The following is a 22,780-nucleotide window of genomic DNA, read 5'->3' as shown; positions in this document are numbered from 1 at the left end:
GTATCTGAGTCAACACGTATCGATGCGTATCCGACCGATTACCGAGCGCGACGTCCCCGCACTCGTCGACGACCTGTGGCTTCCGTTCGCCGAAGAGATGGCCGAAATCGACGAGTACGACGCACTGGCCGAGGACGTAGCCGTTCGCGCCCACGCAATCGACTATCGTCGGGAGCAACTCACTGACGACGACGTCGAAACGTTCGTCGCCGAAGAAGGCGAGCGACTGGTCGGGTATACGACCGTCTCGTATTCCGACTCGCCGCCAGTCTTCGCCCGCGATGCGATGGCGAAGGTGAACGACCTTTACGTCGCTCCCGACGCACGAGGGGAGGGACTCGGAACGTCACTCCTCGAACGGGCACACGAGTGGGGCAGAGAACGTGGGTGCCGTCGCGTCTCGCTGAGCGTCCACGCCCGCAACGACGCCGCCCAGTCGTGTTACGAGTCGATGGGCTACGAGACGCGATACGTCAAGATGGACCGCCCACTGTGACCCGTCAGTCGTCGGGCAGTCACGTCGGTCCAGCGGGGCGATTCGACCAGTAAACCCGAACCCTCAAATCTGTCCACGCTAACCCCCCGGACATGAACGAGTCGGGTCACCAGGTGCTCATGGAGCAGGACGTGCTCCGCCGGCGTCTGGCCGACGGGTCCCTCCCCGAGTGGGCGGAGAAGCACTACGAGACGTTCCGCGAGACGATGCTCGGCGAGAACGACGGCGCCCCCTTCCCGTGTTACTTCGGCGTCGAATCCGAGCGAAACGGCGACGCCCTCTACACCTTCGTCGACTCGGTGACCGACAAAGACGCACTGCTCGCCCTCCGCGACACGCTCGTCGAGTATCTCGACGTCTACCGCGACTACTCGGAGGCGGCGTCGCTCGTCGCCTTCTTCAAACCGCCCGCAGCGGACCTGACGGAGGCCGACTACCACGAACGCCTGTGGCACGTCCTCCAGTTCCTCCACGTCCACGACCCGGAACCGTGGCCCGAAGACATCCCGACGGACCCTGACGACTCGACGTGGGAGTTCTCCTTCGGCGGCGAACCCATCTTCCCGACGACACGCGCTCCCTTCTACGACGAGCGTCTGAGTCGCTACTGCCCGTGGGGCCTCGAAATCACGTTCCAACCTCGCTCGCTGTTCGACGGCATCACCGCCGACACCGAGGCGGGGCAGAAAGCCCGTGACGTCATCCAAGGGCGCATCGAGGCGTACGACGGCGTCTGCCCGCACGCTGACCTCGGTGACTGGGGCGTCGAGGGTGACCGCGAGTGGCCGCAGTATATGTTCTCGTCTGACGAGTCACAGGCCCCCGACGAGTGCCCGATTCGCATCACGCGTGACCACCCGAAGGTTCCCCTCGCGTCGGCGGACAGGACCATGTCGCCGGCAGACGACTGATGGCCGACTTCGAACTCCCTGCAGACGCCGTCCTCGTCTGTATCGACATGCAAGTCGGGTTCGACGACGACGCGTGGGGCGACCGGAACAATCCCGAGATGGAAGCACGCGTCGCAGACCTGCTGGCGACGTGGCGCGAGGCAGACGCCCCCGTGGTTCACGTCCGACACGACTCGACGGAACCGGAGTCCCCACTCCGGCGCGACGCCGAAGGATTCGACTGGAAACCGGAGGCCGAACCCGTCGATGGCGAAGTCGTCTTCACCAAACACGTCAACAGCGGGTTCGTCGGCACCGGCCTCGAATCGTGGCTTCGTGACCGCGACTACACGACGCTCGTCGTCTGCGGACTCACGACGGACCACTGCGTCTCGACGACGACGCGGATGGCCGAGAACCTCGGGTTCGAGGTGTTCCTCCCCGCGGACGCGGTTGCGACGTTCGACCGAGACGGATACGACGGAACCCGCTACAGCGCCGAGGAGATGCACCGGACGGCGCTGGCGCACCTCCACGGCGAGTTCGCGACCATCGTCGAGACGGCCGACGTGGTAGACGCACGCGGCGAGTGAGGTGGCTTTTCGCAGGCGGTGACCACACCAGACGAGTCGCGAGACGAATGTCTTGGGTAACCACGAACGGTTTCGAATCTCCGATGCGTTCGGGGTTGTCGTTACGCAAATGCATTTATTCTCGGACCAAAATCTGGTAGACATGGGTGCCTCGTTTCCGTATCGAGACAATCTCGCTCCCGACTTCGCGTGGAACGAGTTCACGGGAGCAGTAGGAGATTCGGTTACGGTCCTCCCTATCGTCGTTGCACTCACCGTCCTCACAGACCTCTCGCTGACGTTCGTCCTCCTCTGGTTCGGTATCTTTCAGGTCGTCTGGGGCCTTTACTACGCGGCCCCGATGTCCGTCGAACCGATGAAAGCGCTGGCGGCGCTCGTCCTCGCCGGCACGGTTTCGGTTGCCGAAGCGCTCGTCGCCGGACTCTTCCTCGGCGTCGTTCTCCTCGGTATCGGCCGGACCAACTCCCTCGGCAGAGTGAGCAGATACATCGGTTCGCCCGTCGTCCGCGGCATCCAGTTCGGCGTCGCCCTCGTCTTGCTCGACACTGGCCTCTCGCTCGGACTTTCGAACCTCCCATTGGCCGGCGTCGCGGCGGTCATCGCCCTCGCCGCAATCGCTCTCGGACGGGTGAATCTGAGTGCCCTCGCAGTGCTCGCCGTCGGCGGCGGCATCGGCGTCTTCCACACCGGCGTCCCGACGCCGACGCTCCCGTCGCTCGATGGCCTCTTTCTCCTCTCCTCGTCGGGACTCGCCATGCCGGCGTTCGAGGCGGCGTCCGCCCAGATTGCGATGACCGTCGGCAACGCCGCGTTGGCCACGTCGGTGTTGATGACCGACTACTTCGACCGGGATATCTCGGCCGACGAACTCGCCAGCAGCATGGGCGTGATGAACCTCGCCGCCGTCCCATTCGGCGCGTTCCCGATGTGCCACGGCAGTGGCGGCGTCGCCGGCAAGTACGCCTTCGGCGCTCGCACCGCCGCGGCGAACGTGATTCTGGGTGTCGGCTACCTGCTCGCGGCCCTCGTCGCCATCGAACTCGTCGCCGCCTTCCCCGTGGCGATGCTCGGCGTCGTGCTGGCGATTATCGCCCTGCAACTCGCCCGAACGAGTCTCCGAGCGACTGAGGAGTACGTGCTGGTCGTTGGAATTGGTGTTCTGGGCGTTGCTGTGAATCTGGCTGTGGCGTTCGTCGTGGGAATCGTGGTGTGGTTGGTGTGGGAGCGGTTGGGTGCCGGGCGATCGCTGGTTCGGTTCAGTTGGTTGGGTTGATAAGCGACCGCTTCGGTTCGCTCATCTGTGCCCCGACTCCGTGAATCGGTTACATTGATAACAATGGCCTGAACATTCTGAAGATAATTATGAAGCGAGAAGCGGTGAGAGAGTACGTCGAACACACTCAGTCCATTATAGAGTCCTCACCGCAGATGGATGAAGCCAACACGAAGGCTGCCGTGCTAAGAGAGTTTATTGATCTACTTGATTGGGAGATACCTACGGATACACAATTAGAGTATTCTGTTGAAGCGTTTGGACGTACCTACAAGGTTGATTATGCTTTGATTCTAGAAGGAACGCCTGTCGCATTTCTCGAAGCAAAAGGAGCAGATACTCCCTTGACCACGAAGCATGAAGAACAGCTTTCGTCGTACATGACGAACAAAAACGTCAACTACGGTATTCTGACCAATGGGAAGGCCTACCGGTTCTATCAGCGTCGTGTAACTGCGTCGAACGTGAATGTTCAGAAGGTTGGCGATGTTGATCTTGAGGAACTTCCAAAACGACTCGCGGTTTTGAGGGCTTTCAATAAGGAGGCTATCGGGTCGGGTGAATCGAGTAAAATTCTTGGTCGTATTAACGAATTGCGAGAAGCTCGTCAGATTCTTGAAGCAGAGAAGGATGGTTTGGCTTCCGAAATAGTGGAACTATTAGCTAGCACCGTCTCGGACGCAATTTCTTCCCCAGCTGAACCACAGGCCAAGGAGATGATTGATAGGCTTATCCAGGATATTGAATCCGAGATCGATTCAGACGGCCCCGTTTCATCAAAGATACAAGATGAATCAAGCAATAAGTCACATATTCCTGAAATCACAGCGGATGCTTCCGGTGAATACGTAATCAAGATTCTGAGCGAGGGGAATACGATTGCAGCATTTGGAAACGACAACCAATCTGATGTGATGGCAGAAGCTGTAAGCTATCTCGTTGAACATCAGAACTTAATTTCAAAGATTGAGCCAATGCCATATATCCCCGGTAGAGAGAAGGCGATTATCAACGACCAACCCTCCTCACCACACGACGAACAAGCAATGAGGTTCTATCGCGAGTTGAGCGGTGGATACTATCTCGACACACACATGGACAAGGTTACGAAAAAGCGCACTTTGGAGAGGTTAGTTGACGAGCTCGGTCTTGAGGTCGAATTTGGAATAGGCTGGTGAAAGATTTCGCAGGTGTTGGTCTACTTCTCAATCGGATTTCCGTTCGTAGTACTCCCCCAACAGGTCTCTCCTGTTCCACCATTTTTGCACTTCATCTCTGTCTGGCTGGCAAATGAATACGAAATTCACATCACAGTCTGCCCGTTCGAGTTCCCACCCACTCTCAACTTCTCGTACCATCTGTTCGTTGACATCGCGTAGCTGGACAATTCCATTCAATGGATACGGAATGTCGTTTCTAACAGACATGAGCGTATCACTGAGCGAACTCCAGTTTTCTAACGAAGTAATACCCCTGAATTTGATATCTCCCTCTTTCCCAACTACCTCCAGTAATTTTGAGTCGCTATACTCGTCTTTCTCACGCGGTAAGGTTTGACATTCACAAGAAAATCGATAGAGAGGAGAGATGTCATCCAAATCTATCTCCTTGATTCGAGGGATAGTCTCATCTTGAAGTAAATCATTGACGACCTTCTTGGTCTGTATGTGTTCTTTGCTTTGGTTGACTGATTTCATGACGCTTTTTCGCGTCTGGTGCTTTCCTTCGACACTCCCATTTATCAACACATTCAGGCCAGCCACCAGTCTCTGAGAAAAGCGTGTCTCTGTTTCTTCTACGACCTCTGTTTCTTCGCCAATCCTGTCGACAAATAGTTGCTCAATATGCGACGGTGAATAGTACAGAATGTGCCGATATTGTTGACTGTCCATCTTTCGTATGTACGTTTGCACAACCCCTTGGATTAAAAACACATTCCTCGAACTACTCTTACTCTGTACAATCTCTCGTTTCTCGTCGTCCTCGGTTTCAAAATTGCATTAAAACCTCGATACCCTTTCCTGACTACAGGAGAGTTGAAACAAGCCACTCCCACAGTCTCTCAAATTTTCTAATAGTTGGGTGTTTGTCGCGGTCGAGAATATCTCTCTCCTTCTCTAATCCTGTAAGCATAACATCGCCATCGAAGAAGCGCTCTCCTTTGGTTGTAATCACCGTGTCTTCACCGGTTGTCCTCTCTGCAAACCCATAATCGAGAAGTAAGGTTTCGTCTTTCTCTATGCCAGAACTTGTCGATGAGACAGACATGCCTTCTTTTGGTAGTTCCTCTTTATTTCTGGCGCTTCTAATATGGTTGATTGCTCTCTGTCTTGCAAGTTCTAACCTATCAATAGACTTCCGGACTCCCTTTTTTCGCTTGGATAACCCGGTATCTGATTCCATGAATCCTTTGGTCTGAACCACGATATCGGAGTGTAACCGGAGTAAGTCTTGAACAGACTTTGCCCGAGTATAATACTGAACGATAGCCTCGACTTCCTCGTTAGTGAGGACACCCAGACTGTCCGAGTTTGATTCATAAACTGACAATGAGAGGAAATTGTAGGTGGGTACGGTGTAGTTCGTCTCGGGCCACATATCCAAATACTCAACGCCCTCCATTTCTGCGAGAAATGCAGTTCTTAGGTTTTCTTCTAAGTCATTCTGTCTTGTCCGATAAATGTAGTAACTTCCCGACACACCAATCATGGCGGGAACAAACAAAGCAAGGGCATTGAGTAGAACCGATAATTCTACCATATCGTTACTGTCAGTCCAACTGAAAAATATGTTCCTCTTGTTTAGTGGCATTTCGACGTCCCCGGTTTGGTAGTGAAAAGTTTCTCCAGAAGTTCAACCACCCGCAACCTCTATGTGATACTCCCCCGCTGTATCTCACGAAATCCGAGACGGCGCGGGGACGCACATCCTCGATGTGTTGTTCAACGGTAAGGGAACTGGTGCTTTTTATAAGCACCGTACCCACGTACCACGTATGCAGACGCACATCGTTCCCGTCGGGTTCGACTACGACCGACTCATCGCGCCACTCATCCGCGATCAGTTGGACGTGGACCGCGTCATCCTCTTGGAGGGTGCCGTCGGGAGCGAGGCGAACGTCGAGTACTCGAAGAACCTCTCCGGCAAGTTGGAGAAGGACTTCGAGAACCTGCTGGGCGCGGAGACCGTACGCGTCGTCCTCGACGACGTCTACGACTACGACGCCGCGTTCGAGCAGGCCTACGACCTCATCAACGCGGAACTCGACGCCGACGACGAGATGCGAAGCGACGGCGACGAACCCGGAGAGGTGTGGGTCAACGTGAGCGCCATGCCGCGCCCCGTCTCGTTCGCCTTCGCCACCGCCGCCCACTCCATCATGGTGGAGCGACAGGCCGACAGAGACCGTATCCACACCTACTACACCGCCCCCGAGAAGTATCTGGAGACCGAACTCGCCGAGGAGTTGCGGACCGAGCGTGCTCTCCTGCAGGACCTCCTCGAATCCGGTAAAATCGACGCCGAGCGCATCCGCGAACGCCTCGACGCCACTTCCGACCTCCTCTCGGAGTTCGACGAACGCGGGACGACCATCGGCGCGAAGCAAATCGGCGAACGACACATCGTCGAACTCCCCGTCGCCTCCTTCTCGAACGTCAAACCGTTCGAGGAGGTCATCCTGTTCAAACTGGGCGAACACGGCGAGTTCGGGTCGGTGTCGGAACTCGCGGAGGCACTCGCTCGGGAGATGAACGAGGAGTACACCGACTCCTTCCGGTCGAAGGTCATCTACAACGTGGACCGTCTCGGACCGGGCGGGAAAGGCTACATCGAACAGGAAGAACGCGGGAAGTCCTACCGGACGCGACTCTCCCGCATCGGCGAGTTGTGGGTTCGCGCCCACGCCGATAGCGACGGCGAGTGAGACGACGGAACCAACGGCGTGAGCTTCTCCGACGACGTACGTACCAGTCCACACGAGTCTGTGGAGTCTGGTCCCCTCTCATCTGATAAACCTACGGGACAGTAGAGGGGCACCGGCCGACGTTGTAGCCACGCAGTGTCGCAGTCTGTTCGAGTGGCTGTTCGACACCAACTCTGATAAAGTACTGAGTTACTGATATGTAATTTTTTGATTGAAACTCCACAATTCAGCCTAATCGAGGCTCGATAACAATTATCAGAATATTCAGATAAATAATTAGAAATGATTATCGTGCTACGAGTGCTATTGTCTACCGGCCATGCCACTATACATGGACGTACACAGGAACGTGGAGGGGACTGCCGCGGACGTCGCCGAGGCGCACAAGGCTGACCTCGAGACTCAGAAGAAGTATGGCGTCGATTACAAACGCTATTGGGTAGACGAGAAAGACGGTGCGGTGTTCTGCCTCTTCGAAGCACCGAACAAAGAGGCCGGGGCGAAAGTCCACAGAGAGGCCCACGGACTCGAAGCCGACGAGATATACGAGGTCAACGAAGGCAAGTAAAACCGGGTAACGCTCGTTTTGTGACGGATTTTTCGACGACGACCGAGAGGGGTCGCTCGGGTCGCTTTTCAGTATTTGAATCTATGGGGGCAGTGTGTCGGTCGACCCACCCCGCGCGTTTGTTAATGCCCTCTCTGACCACTCTCCTGTTGGGTGAACCGGCCACGGCATCGCCGAGTGACTCGTGTCCGACGCGGTGACGATGCCAGTCGTCTGTTTGCCCGTCCTGTACACTGCCCCTCTCCTCTCCCCCCTACCCCATTTTGGTGCTCAGAACTCCAGACCCGACGGGTCGTCGGACGGTTCCAACGGACTCACAGCGAGGTCCGCCGGCGGGTCGGGGAGGTTGTACCCACTCGGTGCGACGTCGTTCGGCCCGCCCGGGTAGAACACCGACGCGAGCAGTTGGATGTGGTCACGGCCGACGCCGAGTTCGAACTGACCGCCGCCGTAGAGCGACATCCCACGCTCGTCGGCGTAGTCGATGGTGTCGAAGAGCGACTGGACGGTGCCGAACCGCGAGGGCTTGACGTTTAGCCACGAGGGTTCGAACGGGAGTGCCTCGACGGACTCGACGCCCGTAATCGGGTAGTCCCACGAGACGCGTGCTTCGTGGCCGTCGAACAGCGGTCGCGTCTCGTCTGTGAACGCCGGGTCTTCGACGACAGCGTCGGGGAACCCCGAGACGACTCGTTCGTAGAGTTCTGGGTCGGGTGCTTGGTCCACGTCTGTCCCTTCGTACTTGCCTTTCAGGTCGAGAATCCGGACGCAGTCGTGGGCGGCGAGTGATGCGACGAGTTCGTCGTCCCACTCGGACGTGGGGTCGAGTTTGAACTCGCAGTTCGGGTCGCGTTCGAGCAGCATCTCCACGCGGTCAGCAGACGGTGGGTCGCCGAGGCGGGTACTCACGACGAACCGAACCGGGTCGCGTTCGCGGCCAACTGCGGTGGCGAGGTCAGTGCCATTCTGGCGGAGTGCAAGGTCGAGACCAGCGGATTCCAGCGCCCACCGACGGTAGTGTCTGGACGTCTCGCGTTCGGGGTCTTTCGTCGGAAAGAGGTCGATGTCGTCGAGTGCGGCCGAGAAGTCGGAAAACGAGTCGTAGGACCCCTTGATTCCGAACACGTCGTCGGGGGTGTCTGCGAGTGCGTCGTGGTCTTCGGCGTCGTAGGTCACGTCTTCGCCGTGTCCGACTTCCCCGTCGCCGGAGAACGAGACGATGGTCGTCTTGCGGAGGAACCCACTCGACGTGTCGCTCTCACGGCGGTCACGAGAGACGGACTCGACGGTCAGCGGCAGGTCTGCCACGCGCTCGAAGGTGTTCATCGAGGCACAACTTGGACACCGCGAGGGAAAAGCGTGTGTGACGGTGGCGACGACGACTCAGACGCCGCCGCGTTCGACCTTCTCGACACGGGTTGCGAACGCGAGGAACGTCGCGGTGAGCGTCAACACGACTGCGCCTGCGGCGGCGAGTTCGTGGGCGGGTGCGACGTGCTGGACGACGCCGTCGAGAATCGGTTCGGCCGGGATGAGCGTGTGGTGTGGCGTCCCGACGAGTGGAACGAAGTAGTCGACGACGTCGTTGAACCCGTACCAGGCGACGGCGACGAAGATAGCGAGCGTGGGGAACTTCGCGTACCGTTGGATGAGAAACGCCTCGACGACCATGGCGAGGTGACTCCAAAAGAGGAAGTTGTACATCGCCCAGTGGAGATACGAGAAGTCGCTCTTGAACGCGAGCAGGACGTACGGCGTCCACAGGCCGAGTTTGAGACACCCGAAGAACGCGAGGGCGTTGAGGTACTCGTTCGACCGGCCGAGCTTCCAGAGGGCGAGCGAGAGGGCGATAAAGAGCGTCGCGACGGGGCTATCGGGGACGAACGGCCACATCACGGCCGGTTCGATGCTGAACTGAAACCCGTAGTACCAGAAGCCGAATGCGGTGCCGACGAGGTTGATGACGACGACCACCCACGCGATGTTGAGGCCGAAGTTCTCCAGCCATTCGGGGAGCGGACTCAGCCAACGGGGGAGGTCTGTCGTCGCCGGGAGTTCGTCGTCGACGAAGAGTCGTCTGGGGTCGTCGAGTAGTCGGCGTAATCGCGTCACCGCGTCCATACCCACGCGAAAGTGAGGGGACGTGAAAGCGATGCCGGTCTCACCCATGGCAGGTGCTGCCGAGTGAGAACGACTGACGGACGGAAGAGACTGCTTAAGTACACCCAGTCGCAAGCCCACGATATGCCAGAGGAGACCGACCTCGAGGAACTCCGACGCGGGACCGAACTGGTCAAGCGCGGGTTCGCGCAGATGCAGAAAGGCGGCGTCATCATGGACGTCGTCAACGCGGAACAGGCGAAGATTGCAGAGGAAGTCGGTGCAGTCGCCGTCATGTCACTGGAGGCGGTACCGGCGGACATTCGCAAGCGTGGTGGCGTCTCGCGGATGGCCGACCCCGAGAAGGTCGAAGAAATCATCGACGCCGTCTCGATTCCGGTGATGGGAAAGGCCCGAATCGGTCACTACACCGAAGCGCAGATTCTCGAAGCAGTCGGCGTCGACATGGTCGACGAGAGCGAGGTGCTCACGCCAGCGGACAACGACTACCATATCGACAAACGCGACTTCACCGCCCCGTTCGTCTGCGGTGCACGGAACCTCCCCGAGGCCCTCCGCCGCATCAACGAGGGTGCTGCGATGATTCGCACGAAGGGTGAGGCCGGTACGGGCGACGTGAACCAGGCGGTCACCCACCAGCGCACCATCAAGAACCAGATTCGGACCCTCACGGGACTGAAATTCGACGAACGCGAGAAGTGGGCACGCGAGCACGAAGCGCCGGCAGAACTCGTCCACGAGACGGCGGAGATGGGCCGCCTTCCGGTCGTCAACTTCGCCGCCGGCGGCATCGCGACGCCCGCCGACGCCGCGCTCATGATGTACCACGAGTGTGACGGTATCTTCGTCGGGTCCGGTATCTTCGGTGCCGAAGACCCAGAGACGATGGGGAGAGCAGTCGTCGAAGCGGTCAACAACTGGGACGACCCAGAGAAACTCGCCGAAATCGCTTCCGGCGTCGGGAAAGGCATGAAGGGCGAGTCGAACGTCGACATGCCCGACGAAGAGAAACTCCAGGGCCGCGGCGTCTAAGCCGACACCGCCGACGTCTTCTACGCGTTCTCTGTTCGAGCGATTCCCCACCTGTCTCCGACACCGTCAACGCCGACAGCGTGCACTCCGACTACGCAGAGGTTGGTGCTTTCTTCCGTTCCGCTTCGACGTCGTCTTCGGCCTCTTCACCGAGGAGAACGGTCACAGGGCCGTCGAACTTCAGCATCAACGTCTGCGTCAGGTCGCGGGTGAGGAGTTTCCCGGCGGGTGAGCGGCGGCGACCAGCGACGAACAGGTGGTCGCACGCCTCCCACTGAGCAGTCTCCAACACGGTGTCGACTTTCGGGCCGATGTCGGCGACGATGCGGTAGTCGACGTCGAGTCCGTCGAGTTCCTCACGGGCGAGACGTTTGGCTTTGCGTGTGGCCGATTCGAGGGCCTGGTCGAGGCCGTAGACGACGTCTGGCGACCCGACGTTGGCGAGGGCCGAACGCGTCCGCTCGAAGTCCTCTTCGGGGAGGATTGTGAGGATGATGAGTTCTCCCCCGCTACCGGCGGCGTACTGTCCGGCCTCGCGGATGATTCGATTCGACCGCTCGTCCGGAGTCACGACGACGAGTGCTCGGTTCATACATCGAAATTATCGTCTATATGAGAAAAGTCTTCTCGGAATCGTGCTAACATGCCCCGTGTGTATTAGTTACGGACGCTCAAACCTTCGAATTCTGCGAGAACGAGTATGTGTGTGAATGTCTCGATACCGTTCAGATGCCAAATACTTCTGCGCCACTCCCGACGCGAGTCTTGTAGGCACGCGCGGCCACACCGGCGTCGTCGAACGCTTCGACCATCGCGGCGGCGACCCGTGTTCGAGCGTGAGTCCCACAGACTGCGAGTACCGCCGGGCCAGCGCCGGAGACTGTCACGCCGTCGGCCCCGGCGTCGAATGCCGCGGTCCGAACTTCGTCGTATCCGGTGATGAGTTTTGCACGCGCCGGCGTGACGATTCGTTCGTCCATCCCGGCACCGACAAGTTTCGGGTCGCGACGGCACATTCCGACCGAGAGCGTCGCCGCGCGGCCGACGGTGTGGACGAGTTCTTCCATGGTCGCAGTCTCCGGGACGACTCGGCGCGCATCGCGCGTCGAGACGGCTATCTCGGGGAGGCACGCGACCAGTGGGATGTCGGCATCGACGGTGGTGACGCCCTCGTCGGTGGCGACGGTGAACCCACCGAGGAGCGCGGGGGCGACGTTGTCGGCGTGGGCCTCGCCGGAGACGACTGCCTCGCCCTCCGCGGCGACGGGGACGAGTTCTTCCCGAGAGAGGCCTCGGTCGTACAGTTCGTTCAGCGCGAGGGCGGCACCGGCGGAACTCGCGGCCGAGGACCCGAGGCCAGACGACGGGCGGACGCCCTTGTCGATGCGGATGTGGGCCGGGGCGTCGAGTGCTTCGGCGACGGCGCCGACGACGTTCTGGTCGGGGTTCGTCGGGATGTACTGGCTTCCGACGCCTGTCACCTCGATTGTCGTGCGGTCCGCTCGCTCGACGTGAACGACGTCTGCCGGGCGGTCGAGGGCCACACCGAAGACGTCGAACCCACTTCCGAGATTGGCGCTCGTTGCGGGTGCGCGGACCGTAACCATGCCCCGCAGTTGCCGTATCGCAGATAAAAATGTGGCGAACGTCGAAGCAGACGGGTCTCAGTCCGTCGTCTCGACTGTCTCGTCGTCCGACGGAGTCGTCTCGACACCGGTGAACTCGAACCGAGCGCCCCCTGACGGCGACGACGTGAGTGTCACAGACCACCCGTGTGCTTCGGCAACCGACTTGACGATTGGGAGGCCCAACCCCGTCCCGTCTTCGTGCGTCGTGAACCCGCGTTCGAACACGTTTTCACGCTCCGATTCGGGGACGCCGGGACCGTCGTCCTCGACGTAGAAGCCGTCGTCGAGGGACCCAACGACGATAGCGACGTGGTCGTCGTCCCCATTCTGACGGCCTGTGGAGCCATGTTCCACCGAGTTCCGAAACAGGTTCTCGAAGAGTTGTCGGAGACGACTTCTGTCGGCGACGACGACGATGTCGGCATGTACGTCGAGCGTCGCGTCTGCGACGGCGACACCGTCCCACGCCTCGAACACGACGGTAGAGAGGGAAACGGGCGAAACGTCGGTGAGCGTCTCACCCTGTCGGGCGAGCGTGAGCAGGTCTTCGATAATCGCCTCCATCCGGTCGTGAGCATCTTCGACGCGGTGGAAGTACTCGTCGTCGCCCGTCTCCGCAGCGAGTTCGAGGTACCCACGGGCGACGGTCAACGGATTTCGCAAGTCGTGTGAGACCACCGAGGCAAACTCTTCGAGGCGCTCGTTCTGCCGCTGAAGTTGGTGTTCGCGTTCTTTCCGGGCAGTGATGTCGCGCACGAGGACGAGCGTTCCAGTCGTCGTCGCGTCCTCGCCGAGTGGTGTGGTGTACACCAGCAGGTGGTTGTCGCCGTCGAGTGTCACCGTCTCGTCTGTGTTCCGGGTGTCGTCTGCGGTGGCCGTGGTGTCGATGGCGGCCACGATACCGTCCGGCAGGACAGTCTCTGCGGCCAAGCCGTACGAATCGGCGAGGGGTCGGTCCAGAATCTCCTCACCCGACGGATTCGCATCGAGGACGGCGTCGTCTCCGTCGAGGACGATGGCCGCGCCGTGCATCGACTCGACGGCCGACTCCCACGCGATGGGGACGACGGTGAACAGTCGGTGGCGAAAGACGCTCCACGCGACGGCCGTCGACGTGAGCGAGAACGCCAGTGCGGGAAGGTTCAATCCCGGGACGGGACTCGCGCCGGCGACGTAGACGACGCCGCCAACCGCGGGAACCAACCCGCCGACGAGCAAGCCGATTGTCTGTTTCCGATAGATGCCGTCGGTGTGAAGCAGGGTCCGAATCAGGACGGCGAGGGCGACGAGGATGAGGACGTACGCGTAGATGATGAAGCCGAGAAACGCCACGTTGTGCTCGTTGACGAGCATGACGTAGCCACTCTGGTCAGAGAGCCACAGGTCCTTCCAGATGAGTCCGTGCCACTGATTCGTGAAGACGAGGGCGACGATGGCGACGGGCACTGTCCCGAGCGCCGCCCACGCCTCTCGTGGCAGTGGTTCGAGGCCAGCGTGCCGAATCACGTACGCGAACCACAACAGCGGCAGTGGTGCGATGCCGAGGTAGCCGAGTTGGTTCGACACCACCTTGGCCGCGAAGTCCGTGCGGGAGAGTTCGAAGGCGTACATTCCCATCCAGAGGCCAGACGCTAACAGCAATAGCGCTCCGAGCGTCGCGCCGGGGACGAGTCTCCGCTCCGTCTGCCGTCGGAGTAAGTAGACGGCGAGAAGGACGAAGAGGCCCGCACCGACCCCGAGCGGAATCGTGTAGGGTGTGACCTGCCAGTGGGGCGCACCGTGCATGCAGGGTGTGAGTAGAGGGGGGTTAAAATTCCCACCGTCGCTCGCTCAGACGGGCCAATCAGAAAGGACTTTCCGACGCATCTCGAACCCCGGGCTATGATAGGTATCGTCGGCGGCGGCATCGCGGGCCTCGCCGCGGCGCACCGACTCCGAAACCAGGGTCACGAGGTTCGGGTCTTCGAGGCGTCCGACTCACTGGGTGGCCTCGCGGCAACCTACGAGACGAACGGCGACGACATCGAGCGGTACTACCACCACCTCTCGAAGTCCGAAGAGACCATCGTCGAACTCGCGGAGGAACTCGGCCTCGGCGACGAGTTGGAGTGGCGCATCGGCAAGAACGCTTACTACGTCGACGGCGTCGTCCACCCACTCGACACGGCGTGGCAAATCGCGGCCTACCCGCACATGAGCCTCTACGACAAGTTCCGCCTCGGCATGCTCACCCTCGGCATCGACGTGCGCGGCGGCATCCCCGACTTCGACGCGTACGAAGAACTCGCGGAGTTCGAACACACGCCAATCGAGGAGTTCGTCGTCGAACACACGACGCGCGGCGTCTACGACAACTTCGTGGACCCGCTTCTCGACGGCAAGTTCGGCGAGCGAAAACACGACGTGTCGGCGGCGTGGTTCCTCGGGCGCGTTCGCTTCCGCGGCGAGCGTGACCTGCTTCGCGGCGAACTGCTCGGCTACTTCGACGGAGGATTCGCACCGCTCATCGACGCACTCGTGGAGGCAGTCGGCCACGAGAACATCCAGACCGGGTCGCGCGTCGCCGCACTCGACACCGAAGACGGCGACGTCGAGTCGATTACGGTCGAAACGGAGGACGGAACGGAAGTCCACGAGGTGGATTCCGTCGTCGTCGCGACGATGCCGAACGTCCTCGAAGACCTGACCGGGTTCGAGTGCGAAATCGACTTTCAGGGTGCGGTCTGCGGACTCGCGACGATGTCGGAGTCGCTGATGGACACCTACTGGCTCAACATCGCCCACGACGCGCCCTTCGGGTCGCTCATCGAACACACGAACTTCGTCCCGCCCGAGAAGTACGGCGGCGACCACCTGCTCTACGTCGCCAGTTACGTTCAGGGACCGGAGGAAGACCTCTGGCAGATGTCGGACGAGGAAGTCGAGGGCGTCTGGTTCGACGAAATCGAGGACATGTTCCCCGACTTCGACCGCTCCGTGGTCGAGGAGTTCAAAATCGCCCGCAATCCGCGTGCCGGGCCGGTGTACGAACGCGGCTATCTCGACCTCGTCGTCCCGTACGACCTCGCTGACGACGTCGCCGAGGGTGTCTACTACGCCGGGATGGCCTCCGAAGCACAGTACCCAGAGCGCTCGCTCAACGGCGGTATCGTCGCCGGATACGAAGTCGCCGACCGAATCGACGAGCGTCTCTGACCCGAGGCAGACGTTCTCGAATATCCCACCGAAGTGGAGATAATACCGTCTTGACGAGATGGTCTATATAGTCAGCAGCAACGCGGTCCAGTTTTAATCGAGTTTATCCTGTGACACAGTGTACCATGTGTCATGGGGGATAAGAATACCCTCCACATCTGCCGAGAATGTGGAATCGTGATGGCGACTGCGTCGACGACGGGACCGAGAAAATGCCGGGTCTGTGGGGCGGCTAACTTCTCGAAACTCGACAGACCGCTCGAAATCCGGCCTGTCCGCTGAATCATTTTTCGTCGTCTGGTCGTGCCACTGTTCGAATCGAGTTCGTGTGCGACTGCGAGTCACGCTTTCCGGCAATCCACTTCGTATTCGGAACTCCTTTTGGCCACACTGACTGACCAGTCAGTTAGTGAGCGCAGACACAGACAGTTCGGTCCCCACCGAAGTTCACGAGACGTTGATGCAGGCGACCTATCGGGCGCTATGCGCCGAGGGGTACGCCGACCTGACGATGCAGCGAATCGCCGACGAAGCGGGCAAGAGCAAGTCCCTCCTCCACTACCACTACGGGACGAAACGCGAGTTGCTCGTCTCGTTTCTCGCCTACCTGCTCGACCGATTCGAGGAGAAAGTCGAAGCGACAGAGGACGATGCGCCGGACGAACGCCTCCGGTTCCTCCTCGACAAGATGTGTCCCGACGAGGACGACGACGGCGATTACGACCGGTTCGGTCTCGCGTTGACGGAACTTCGGACACAGGCCCCCCACGACGAAGCGTACCGAACGCAGGTCGCGCGCAACGAGGTCGCTATCCGCGAGCGCTTCGCGGACATCATCCGAGACGGTATCGACGACGGAACGTTCCGAGCGGTCGACCCCGACCGGACGGCGTCGCTTCTGTTCGCTGCCCTCGATGGCGCCCGACTCCAGCGAGTCGTCGCCTCCGGAGTGGACTCTAACGACCCGCCGGGACCGGCACACGACACCCCGGCGGACGTCCGTGCCGCCCTCGAAACGTTCGTCGTCTCTGACCTCCTCGCCGACGACGCCGAGTCTGACCGCGACGACGGCGACGACGCGTCGAACCGCGACGAGGTGACTGCTCGACCCGAGACGGACGACACCGACGCGACGGAGGGTGACGAGTGAGCGCCCGCGACGTCGAACTCACCGAAGGCGACCTGCTCAAACCGCTGTTGACGCTGTCGGTTCCTATCGTCCTCTCGCAACTCATGCAGGTCGGCTACAACCTCGCCGACACCTTCTGGGTTGGTCGCGTCGGCGAAGCGGCAGTGTCGGCACTGTCGTTTTCGTGGCCGCTCGTCTTCCTCATGATTTCCATCGGCGGCGGGTTCACCGTGGCCGGAACCGTCCTCGTCGCCCAGAACAAGGGCGCGGGCAACCACGACAGAGTCGACCACGTCGCCGGCCAGACCATCGCGTTCGTCACGCTGCTGTCGATATTCTTCTCGGCAGTGGGCTATCTTCTCGCGCCGACGCTGTTGCCCCTCATCGGGACGACGCCGGGGACGGAAGTCCACAATCTCGCCGTCGCCTACACGCGAACCATCTTCCTCGGCGTCTACTTCATGTTCGGTTTCTTCATCTTTCAGGCGCTGCTGCGCGGATGGGGTGACACGCGCACGCCGATGTTTCTCATGGCGTTCGGTGTCGCGCTCAACGTCATCATCGACCCGTTTCTCATCCTCGGGTTCGACGCCAACCCGGTGTTCGGACTGCTCGGACTCGACGCCCTCCAGTCGCAACTGTTCGCGGCAACGGGGTTCACCGGATACGGTGTTCAGGGTGCCGCCATCGCAACCGTGTTCTCGCGGGGACTCGGCGCACTCGTCGGCTTTTTCCTGCTGTTCTCGGGACGGGTCGGCATCCAACTGTCACCGCGTGACCTGGTGTTGAAAGCCGAGACGGTGCGGAAAATCGTCAAAATCGGGGCGCCGTCGAGCGTCGAACAATCGACCCGTGCGCTCGGTGTGACTGCGCTGACGGCTATCGTCGCCTTCGCCGGTGCCAAAACGGTCGGTGTCGACACCTCCGCGGCAGTCGCGGCGTTCGGTATCGGCATCCGTCTCAACTCGCTGGTCTTCCTACCGGCGATTGGCCTCCAGCAGGGTATCGAGACAGTCGTCGGGCAGAACCTCGGCGCAGAGAAACCGGACCGCGCAGAACGCGGCGTCCACCTCGGTGCTGGCCTCATCACCGGTGCGCTCGTCTTCGTCTCTGTGGGTGCGTACGTCTTCGCCGAACCCATCTTCTCGGTGTTCATCCCCGGCGAACCGAACGTCATCGCAATCGGCGTGGACTTCCTCCACATCGTCGCGCCGACGTACATCTTCCTCGGCATCTTCCGCGTCGTCTCCGGCGGGTTCCGTGGCAGTGGGTCGACGCGCACAGCGATGATTTTTACCCTGCTCTCGCTGTGGGTGTTCCGCATCCCGCCCGCCTACCTCCTCGTCGCCTACGGCGGCATGGGCGTGTCGGGCGTCTGGTGGGCAATCGCGCTGTCGAGCGTGATATCCGCCGTCCTCGCCTACGCGTGGTTCCTGCGCGGAACGTGGAAAGACAACGTCGTCGACTCGCCGCGGATGGCCGCGGCGGCGGACGATTAAAACGAGATGTAGGCGGCGTCAGGCCGTCTCTTCGTCGACGTCCTGCAGGCCGGGTGCCGCACTCACGTCCACGTCTTCGGGTTCGTCGGCACCGCCGACGCCGACGTCGCCAGTCTCGTCTTCGACGTACACGTCGTCGGCGAATCCGCCCTCTGCGTGTGGGTGTTCTGGGTCGTCCAGTTTCTCCATCGTCGCGGGGGCGTCGGGAATCTCGATACTCTGGAACTCACCCAGCGGGTTCGCGATGTCGATGTCGTAGCGCTCGAAGAACGTCTCGTAGCGTTCGTAGTGGTCCTCGACTTCGTCCACCGGGAACTCCATCATCTCGGTCCACCCGTGGTTGTAGAAGTCGAAGTTGGCCTGGATGTGGGTTATCTCGCGGGCCTCTGCCTCCGAGAACCCATCGTCGAGCGCCGCCAGATACGTGTCGAACGTGCACTCGAAGAACGCCGCCATGTGTGCTTCGCGTTCCGTCCTGTGTTCGGGGTCCGCGCGTTCACCGAAGACACGGACGTGGAGTTCGACCATCTTCTCGGTGGCGATGTCACCGATGACCGGCATGGTGAGCGCCTTCTTCGTCGCAAAGTGGCGGAGGTTCTGACGAATCTTCATTCAGTCGCCGGCTTAGGGTCGAATACACGTAAAGACCACGCCTATACAGGGTCCTAAACGAGATTTCACGACCCATTTTATTGTTGCCCGTTCACATGTTCGACGTATGAGCGACTCCGTCACCGCCCGCGAGGACTCTGTCCTCGACTGCGACGACTGCCTCGCACCCGCCGAGGCGTTCGCCATCGTCGCGGACGAGACGCGACTGACAATCCTCGAAGCACTGTGGGAATCTCCCGACAGACCGGTCCCGTTCTCCGAACTCCGACGGCGCGTCGGCGTCGAAGACAGCGCCCGATTCAACTACCACCTCGGCAAGCTCCGCGGCCAGTTCGTCCACAAGACCGACGACGGGTACGACTTCCGGCACGCCGGCGAGAAAGTCGTCCGCGCGGTGCTGGCAGGAACGTTCAACGAAGACCCGGTCTTGCCGGCGTTCACCGCCCCGGGGTCGTGTGTCGCCTGCGACGGCGTCCTCGAAGCGACGTACGCCGACGAGAAACTCACCATCGCGTGTGCCGACTGCGGGCGCGTACACGCCCACGACGAGTTCCCACCAGGTGGGTTGCAGGGACGCTCGACGGAGGCACTCCTCTCGGCGTTCGACCAGCGAGTTAGACACCTCCACTGTCTCGCCGCCGACGGCGTCTGCCCCGAGTGTGGGGGGACGACGAGCACGTCGCTGTCACGTGAGACGGGGCCCTACGACCTGGACGTGGTCGTGAACCACCGCTGTGCGCAGTGTGCCTACGAGGCGCTCTCGCCGCCCGGGTTGGTTCTCCTCGACGAGTCCACGACGCTCGGATTCCTCTCGTCGCGCGGCGACGACGTCTGTGGGACACCCTTCTGGCGATTCCCGTGGGTCGTCGGCAACGAGGCCCTCACCGTCGTCGACGACGACCCGTGGCACGTCCGCATCCGTATCGAGCACGACGTGGAAGCGCTCACCGTCGAACTCGACGAGTCGCTATCTGTCGTCGACTCGCGCGTGAAAAACATCACCGAGATTGCATAAATTCGGTACGGTAAGCCGGCTTACAAAAATATCATTCTGCTTACCCTTTTGAGGGTGTGGGCCGTCTCACTAGGTGAGGAGAACTACGATGTCCCACCACAACGCACTCGGCCTCCCAGACCCGATGGACGTCCGCCCAGACGGTCTCGAAACGTTCCTCGACACGCTGTTCGTCGCGCTGGCGACCATCGTTGGCGTGTCGATAGCGACGCTCGCCGCGACGCTCGTCGCGCCCATCGTACCGGGTCTCGGCCTCGTCGTCGTCTTCGTCGGATGGCCACTCGGATTCGTCGCCGCAGTGTTCGCGCTTCGACTCGGACACCGTGCGCTGGTCCGAAGCGGCCTCCCCGCGTTCGTTCGAGACACGGCGCGCCGAATTCGGTCGCCCGAGACGCTGGTCACCGACGTGGATATCCCGGCGAAGTAGCGGATACCTGTTAGAAACGCCCCACGTACTCCGAATTCTCTCTCTTCTCGCCGGCTAATCACCTGTATACAATCATGAGAGAGATAGCAATCCACATTAACCCCGAATACAAACCACGGGTTATGAGTCAGTCGTACGTGATCGTCGGCGACGGCATCGCGGGGGCCTCAGCGGCCGAGACACTCCGCGAGGAGGAACCCGATGCCGACATCACAATCATCACGGACGAGGGAGAACCCCTTTACAATCGCATTCTAATCAAAGAATTCGCCAAAGGCAAACTGCCCGAGGCACCCATCGCTATCCACGAAGAATCGTGGTACGACGACCGGGACATCGACCTCGTTCTCAACACGCTCGTCACGAACATCGACCCCGAGGGTCACACGGTCACCGCCCACGACGGGTCCGAGTTCGAGTACGACAAACTGCTCCTCGCCATCGGCGGCACGCCGACGCAACTGCCCGTCGAGAACTCCGACGCCGAGGGCATCCACCACTTCTGGACGTTCCAGGACGCGCGCGACATCAAAGCGCACATCGAACAGGCCGACAACTCCGTCGTCATCGGGGCCGGTCTCCTCGGTATCGACCTCGCGGCTATCACCGCCGCACAGGGTGTCGAGGGCAAGTACCTCATGCGCGGGAAGGCGTGGTGGCGCTACGCGCTCTCACAGGAAGGCGCAGAGATTATCCACAACGCGCTCCGCGAGCGCAACGTCGAACCCGTCTTCGACTCCGGTGTGGACCACTTCGAAGTCGACGACGACGGCGTCGTCACGGCGGCCATCGACCCCAACGACGACCGCTACCCCGCGGACTTCGTCGGCATCGCTATCGGTCTGAACTTCAACACGGAAATCGTCGAAGGCACCGATATCGAGCACGACACCGGCATCCACGTGGACGAGTACATGCGCACGAACCACGACGACATCTTCGCGGCCGGTGACATCACCGAGTTCCACGACGTCATCCTCGGCGACCGCGCACAGAACGGTGCGTGGGGCTCCGCCAAGGAACAGGGCACCATCGCGGCCAAGAACATGGTCGACTACGGCTCAGAGGAGTTCCGCTGGGTCTCGTCGTACTCCATCACCCACTTCGACTTCCCGTTCCTCTCGTTCGGCCACCCGACCCTCGGCGACGACGAAGTCGAGGCGAAGTACTCCGACACCGAGTGGCGGCGTCTCGCCATCAAGGACGGCAAAATCGTCGGCGGCGTCCTCATCGGTGACCTCTCGCCACAGACGAAGTACAAGAAACTCATGCGCGAGCAGGTCGACGTCAGCGGCCAACTCGACACCCTCGTCAAACAGGACTTCCAACTCGAAGACCTCGAAGGCGCGGCAGCAGAACAGTAACCCCACGACGACTTTTCTGCGTCGCCGGGTACTGCGACCTGTCTGGTGGTCGCCACGTACCCAGAGATACCGAACTCGCCGTTCGGGCCACCGCTGTCGCCGACTTTCACGGCGCCCGTTGTTCTTATACCCCCGCCGTATTAAGGCATGTTAACGTATCACAAACATTTATATTCTAATAGGACATGTGGTAACACATGTCATCGAAGGATGGACAGCCAGCACCGACGCAGGGATTCAAATCGTCCCCTACCGTCGTGCCAATCACTGATGTACCAACCGGGGCTCGAGTTCGCCACTTCGACGAACTGAGCGACCGGACGCAACACGCACTCGCAACCGCCGCACCGTCGGGCCGTCTCGATATCGACCCGGCCTCCACGAGACTCTCCCGTGGTGACGTCGTCGTGTTCACAGAGTACGTCCGTATCCAGTAACCCTCCGTCGAGTCGCTGGCACTCGACCGTGATTTCTCGTCGCTCTGTTTCGACAGACACTCGCTTCCGTTCTCACCGGTCAGTGAGGACCGAAGTGGTTTTCCACGCTTCGCCGCCTATCGCCCGATATGGCAGCAGGTGGCGGACAAGGGACGATGACGCTCGCGTTCGAACTAGAGGCACTCAAACGTCTCGCCAACCCGAACGAGGCGTTCGCGGACGCGCGGACGTGGACAGAGTACGTCGGCGTCGTGAGCGAAAAGCCCACGTACGTCGTGACCAACTTCACTCGAAAAGAACGCATCCGACAGGACTTCTTCTCCGGGCCACGCGGCGTCGCCGAGAGCCTCGACAACGTGATGCGCCAGTTCGACACTGACAGACACGTCTACATCGGCACCACCGACGATGACCGTGCGCTCGCCGAAGAGGCCGACTGGGAGTACCTCTCTGTCGAAGACGCCGCCGACGCGGCAGGGTGGGCCCTCGCGAGCGACGACGACGCGATGGACGACCCCTTCGAGACAGAGACTCGCGACGACTGGCCGTAATCGGTGAGGCGGGGCGTCTTCCTCC

General features: G+C 60.7%; 24 protein-coding genes. 16 read left to right on the top strand and 8 right to left on the bottom strand.

The window, feature by feature from the left end; genetic code table 11:
- Positions 1-22 precede the first annotated feature (22 nt).
- From ACK3R5_RS12130 to ACK3R5_RS12110, 5 genes are all read left to right on the top strand, one after another.
- The gene (locus tag ACK3R5_RS12130) at positions 23-496 is read left to right on the top strand and encodes an N-acetyltransferase family protein (RefSeq protein WP_411967126.1); all 474 of its coding nucleotides are present in this window, start codon (positions 23-25) and stop codon (positions 494-496) included.
- Positions 497-588: 92 nt separating this feature from the next.
- The gene (locus ACK3R5_RS12125) at positions 589-1,407 is read left to right on the top strand and encodes a YqcI/YcgG family protein (protein ID WP_411967125.1); all 819 of its coding nucleotides are present in this window, start codon (positions 589-591) and stop codon (positions 1,405-1,407) included.
- Positions 1,407-1,979 carry a cysteine hydrolase family protein gene (locus ACK3R5_RS12120; RefSeq protein WP_411967124.1) on the top strand — a complete coding sequence of 191 codons (573 nt, stop codon included), beginning with the start codon at positions 1,407-1,409 and terminating at the stop codon, positions 1,977-1,979. Before ACK3R5_RS12125 ends, ACK3R5_RS12120 begins: the two co-directional genes overlap by 1 nt.
- A gap of 142 nt (positions 1,980-2,121) precedes the next feature.
- The gene (locus ACK3R5_RS12115) at positions 2,122-3,252 is read left to right on the top strand and encodes a putative sulfate/molybdate transporter (RefSeq protein WP_411967123.1); all 1,131 of its coding nucleotides are present in this window, start codon (positions 2,122-2,124) and stop codon (positions 3,250-3,252) included.
- 89 nt (positions 3,253-3,341) lie between these two features.
- The gene (locus ACK3R5_RS12110) at positions 3,342-4,430 is read left to right on the top strand and encodes a type I restriction enzyme HsdR N-terminal domain-containing protein (RefSeq protein WP_411967122.1); all 1,089 of its coding nucleotides are present in this window, start codon (positions 3,342-3,344) and stop codon (positions 4,428-4,430) included.
- 27 nt (positions 4,431-4,457) lie between these two features.
- Here the strand turns inward: ACK3R5_RS12110 and ACK3R5_RS12105 are convergent, their stop codons facing one another.
- Both ACK3R5_RS12105 and ACK3R5_RS12100 read right to left on the bottom strand, forming a co-directional pair.
- Positions 4,458-5,144 carry a hypothetical protein gene (locus ACK3R5_RS12105; protein WP_411967121.1) on the bottom strand — a complete coding sequence of 229 codons (687 nt, stop codon included), beginning with the start codon at positions 5,142-5,144 and terminating at the stop codon, positions 4,458-4,460.
- Between the two features lie 133 nt (positions 5,145-5,277).
- Positions 5,278-6,012, bottom strand: coding sequence for a hypothetical protein (locus tag ACK3R5_RS12100; protein ID WP_411967120.1), 735 nt, complete (start codon positions 6,010-6,012; stop codon positions 5,278-5,280).
- A 235-nt stretch (positions 6,013-6,247) separates the two neighbouring features.
- On the opposite strand from ACK3R5_RS12100, the gene ACK3R5_RS12095 reads away from it, so the two are divergent.
- The gene (locus tag ACK3R5_RS12095) at positions 6,248-7,177 is read left to right on the top strand and encodes a DUF6293 family protein (protein ID WP_411967119.1); all 930 of its coding nucleotides are present in this window, start codon (positions 6,248-6,250) and stop codon (positions 7,175-7,177) included.
- 331 nt (positions 7,178-7,508) lie between these two features.
- Entirely contained in the window at positions 7,509-7,745 is a 237-nt protein-coding gene (locus ACK3R5_RS12090) for a DUF4242 domain-containing protein (protein WP_411964304.1), read from the top strand.
- Positions 7,746-8,015: 270 nt separating this feature from the next.
- Here the strand turns inward: ACK3R5_RS12090 and ACK3R5_RS12085 are convergent, their stop codons facing one another.
- Positions 8,016-9,071, bottom strand: a complete 1,056-nt coding sequence (locus tag ACK3R5_RS12085) for a hypothetical protein (RefSeq protein ID WP_411967118.1) — start codon at positions 9,069-9,071, stop codon at positions 8,016-8,018.
- A gap of 57 nt (positions 9,072-9,128) precedes the next feature.
- Complete coding sequence (locus tag ACK3R5_RS12080) at positions 9,129-9,866, bottom strand: DUF1405 domain-containing protein (RefSeq protein WP_411967117.1); 738 nt, start codon at positions 9,864-9,866, stop codon at positions 9,129-9,131.
- A gap of 123 nt (positions 9,867-9,989) precedes the next feature.
- Here ACK3R5_RS12080 and pdxS point away from each other — a divergent pair, with 123 nt between their 5' ends.
- On the top strand, positions 9,990-10,898 hold the full coding sequence (gene pdxS, locus ACK3R5_RS12075) for a pyridoxal 5'-phosphate synthase lyase subunit PdxS (RefSeq protein WP_411964301.1): 909 nt from the start codon (positions 9,990-9,992) through the stop codon (positions 10,896-10,898).
- 91 nt (positions 10,899-10,989) lie between these two features.
- On the opposite strand, the gene ACK3R5_RS12070 is transcribed toward pdxS, so the two are convergent.
- The 3 genes from ACK3R5_RS12070 to ACK3R5_RS12060 all read right to left on the bottom strand — a co-directional run bounded on the left by ACK3R5_RS12070 (position 10,990) and on the right by ACK3R5_RS12060 (position 14,311).
- A complete protein-coding gene (locus ACK3R5_RS12070) occupies positions 10,990-11,490 on the bottom strand; it encodes a universal stress protein (protein ID WP_411967116.1) in 501 nt (166 codons plus the stop codon).
- A 133-nt stretch (positions 11,491-11,623) separates the two neighbouring features.
- Positions 11,624-12,505 (bottom strand): homoserine kinase, encoded by an 882-nt coding sequence (locus ACK3R5_RS12065; protein ID WP_411967115.1) that lies wholly within the window; start codon positions 12,503-12,505, stop codon positions 11,624-11,626.
- Between the two features lie 57 nt (positions 12,506-12,562).
- Complete coding sequence (locus ACK3R5_RS12060; RefSeq protein WP_411967114.1) at positions 12,563-14,311, bottom strand: histidine kinase N-terminal 7TM domain-containing protein; 1,749 nt, start codon at positions 14,309-14,311, stop codon at positions 12,563-12,565.
- Positions 14,312-14,407: 96 nt separating this feature from the next.
- Here ACK3R5_RS12060 and ACK3R5_RS12055 point away from each other — a divergent pair, with 96 nt between their 5' ends.
- The 3 genes from ACK3R5_RS12055 to ACK3R5_RS12045 all read left to right on the top strand — a co-directional run bounded on the left by ACK3R5_RS12055 (position 14,408) and on the right by ACK3R5_RS12045 (position 18,349).
- Positions 14,408-15,721 carry an NAD(P)/FAD-dependent oxidoreductase gene (locus ACK3R5_RS12055; protein ID WP_411967113.1) on the top strand — a complete coding sequence of 438 codons (1,314 nt, stop codon included), beginning with the start codon at positions 14,408-14,410 and terminating at the stop codon, positions 15,719-15,721.
- 409 nt (positions 15,722-16,130) lie between these two features.
- Positions 16,131-16,871 carry a TetR/AcrR family transcriptional regulator gene (locus ACK3R5_RS12050; protein ID WP_411967112.1) on the top strand — a complete coding sequence of 247 codons (741 nt, stop codon included), beginning with the start codon at positions 16,131-16,133 and terminating at the stop codon, positions 16,869-16,871.
- Positions 16,868-18,349, top strand: coding sequence for an MATE family efflux transporter (locus ACK3R5_RS12045; protein WP_411967111.1), 1,482 nt, complete (start codon positions 16,868-16,870; stop codon positions 18,347-18,349). The genes ACK3R5_RS12050 and ACK3R5_RS12045 overlap by 4 nt, the downstream gene beginning before the upstream one ends.
- Before the next feature lie 18 nt (positions 18,350-18,367).
- Here ACK3R5_RS12045 and ACK3R5_RS12040 read toward each other — a convergent pair whose 3' ends face one another.
- Positions 18,368-18,961, bottom strand: coding sequence for a DUF6149 family protein (locus ACK3R5_RS12040; protein WP_411967110.1), 594 nt, complete (start codon positions 18,959-18,961; stop codon positions 18,368-18,370).
- Between the two features lie 106 nt (positions 18,962-19,067).
- Here ACK3R5_RS12040 and ACK3R5_RS12035 point away from each other — a divergent pair, with 106 nt between their 5' ends.
- The 5 genes from ACK3R5_RS12035 (at position 19,068) to ACK3R5_RS12015 (ending at position 22,755) form a co-directional block, all read left to right on the top strand.
- Positions 19,068-19,976, top strand: a complete 909-nt coding sequence (locus ACK3R5_RS12035) for a winged helix-turn-helix domain-containing protein (protein WP_411964293.1) — start codon at positions 19,068-19,070, stop codon at positions 19,974-19,976.
- Between the two features lie 88 nt (positions 19,977-20,064).
- Positions 20,065-20,403, top strand: coding sequence for a hypothetical protein (locus tag ACK3R5_RS12030; RefSeq protein WP_411964292.1), 339 nt, complete (start codon positions 20,065-20,067; stop codon positions 20,401-20,403).
- Positions 20,404-20,525: 122 nt separating this feature from the next.
- The gene (locus ACK3R5_RS12025; protein ID WP_411964291.1) at positions 20,526-21,767 is read left to right on the top strand and encodes an NAD(P)/FAD-dependent oxidoreductase; all 1,242 of its coding nucleotides are present in this window, start codon (positions 20,526-20,528) and stop codon (positions 21,765-21,767) included.
- A gap of 197 nt (positions 21,768-21,964) precedes the next feature.
- On the top strand, positions 21,965-22,204 hold the full coding sequence (locus tag ACK3R5_RS12020) for a hypothetical protein (RefSeq protein ID WP_411964290.1): 240 nt from the start codon (positions 21,965-21,967) through the stop codon (positions 22,202-22,204).
- Between the two features lie 155 nt (positions 22,205-22,359).
- Positions 22,360-22,755, top strand: coding sequence for a hypothetical protein (locus tag ACK3R5_RS12015; RefSeq protein ID WP_411965824.1), 396 nt, complete (start codon positions 22,360-22,362; stop codon positions 22,753-22,755).
- Positions 22,756-22,780: the final 25 nt, after the last annotated feature.

The sequence above is a fragment of the Haloferax sp. YSSS75 genome (assembly GCF_046764215.1).
Taxonomy (GTDB): Archaea; Halobacteriota; Halobacteria; order Halobacteriales; family Haloferacaceae; genus Haloferax.
This window is presented reverse-complemented; position numbering and strand designations above follow the sequence as displayed.

Coding starts and splice junctions, on each gene's coding strand:
- ACK3R5_RS12130 (WP_411967126.1), top strand. CDS start 23: ATGCGTATCCGACCGATTACCGAGCGCGACGTCCCCGCACTCGTCGAC.
- ACK3R5_RS12125 (WP_411967125.1), top strand. CDS start 589: ATGAACGAGTCGGGTCACCAGGTGCTCATGGAGCAGGACGTGCTCCGC.
- ACK3R5_RS12120 (WP_411967124.1), top strand. CDS start 1,407: ATGGCCGACTTCGAACTCCCTGCAGACGCCGTCCTCGTCTGTATCGAC.
- ACK3R5_RS12115 (WP_411967123.1), top strand. CDS start 2,122: ATGGGTGCCTCGTTTCCGTATCGAGACAATCTCGCTCCCGACTTCGCG.
- ACK3R5_RS12110 (WP_411967122.1), top strand. CDS start 3,342: ATGAAGCGAGAAGCGGTGAGAGAGTACGTCGAACACACTCAGTCCATT.
- ACK3R5_RS12105 (WP_411967121.1), bottom strand. CDS start 5,144: ATGGACAGTCAACAATATCGGCACATTCTGTACTATTCACCGTCGCAT.
- ACK3R5_RS12100 (WP_411967120.1), bottom strand. CDS start 6,012: ATGGTAGAATTATCGGTTCTACTCAATGCCCTTGCTTTGTTTGTTCCC.
- ACK3R5_RS12095 (WP_411967119.1), top strand. CDS start 6,248: ATGCAGACGCACATCGTTCCCGTCGGGTTCGACTACGACCGACTCATC.
- ACK3R5_RS12090 (WP_411964304.1), top strand. CDS start 7,509: ATGGACGTACACAGGAACGTGGAGGGGACTGCCGCGGACGTCGCCGAG.
- ACK3R5_RS12085 (WP_411967118.1), bottom strand. CDS start 9,071: ATGAACACCTTCGAGCGCGTGGCAGACCTGCCGCTGACCGTCGAGTCC.
- ACK3R5_RS12080 (WP_411967117.1), bottom strand. CDS start 9,866: ATGGACGCGGTGACGCGATTACGCCGACTACTCGACGACCCCAGACGA.
- pdxS (WP_411964301.1), top strand. CDS start 9,990: ATGCCAGAGGAGACCGACCTCGAGGAACTCCGACGCGGGACCGAACTG.
- ACK3R5_RS12070 (WP_411967116.1), bottom strand. CDS start 11,490: ATGAACCGAGCACTCGTCGTCGTGACTCCGGACGAGCGGTCGAATCGA.
- ACK3R5_RS12065 (WP_411967115.1), bottom strand. CDS start 12,505: ATGGTTACGGTCCGCGCACCCGCAACGAGCGCCAATCTCGGAAGTGGG.
- ACK3R5_RS12060 (WP_411967114.1), bottom strand. CDS start 14,311: ATGCACGGTGCGCCCCACTGGCAGGTCACACCCTACACGATTCCGCTC.
- ACK3R5_RS12055 (WP_411967113.1), top strand. CDS start 14,408: ATGATAGGTATCGTCGGCGGCGGCATCGCGGGCCTCGCCGCGGCGCAC.
- ACK3R5_RS12040 (WP_411967110.1), bottom strand. CDS start 18,961: ATGAAGATTCGTCAGAACCTCCGCCACTTTGCGACGAAGAAGGCGCTC.
- ACK3R5_RS12035 (WP_411964293.1), top strand. CDS start 19,068: ATGAGCGACTCCGTCACCGCCCGCGAGGACTCTGTCCTCGACTGCGAC.
- ACK3R5_RS12030 (WP_411964292.1), top strand. CDS start 20,065: ATGTCCCACCACAACGCACTCGGCCTCCCAGACCCGATGGACGTCCGC.
- ACK3R5_RS12025 (WP_411964291.1), top strand. CDS start 20,526: ATGAGTCAGTCGTACGTGATCGTCGGCGACGGCATCGCGGGGGCCTCA.
- ACK3R5_RS12020 (WP_411964290.1), top strand. CDS start 21,965: ATGTCATCGAAGGATGGACAGCCAGCACCGACGCAGGGATTCAAATCG.
- ACK3R5_RS12015 (WP_411965824.1), top strand. CDS start 22,360: ATGACGCTCGCGTTCGAACTAGAGGCACTCAAACGTCTCGCCAACCCG.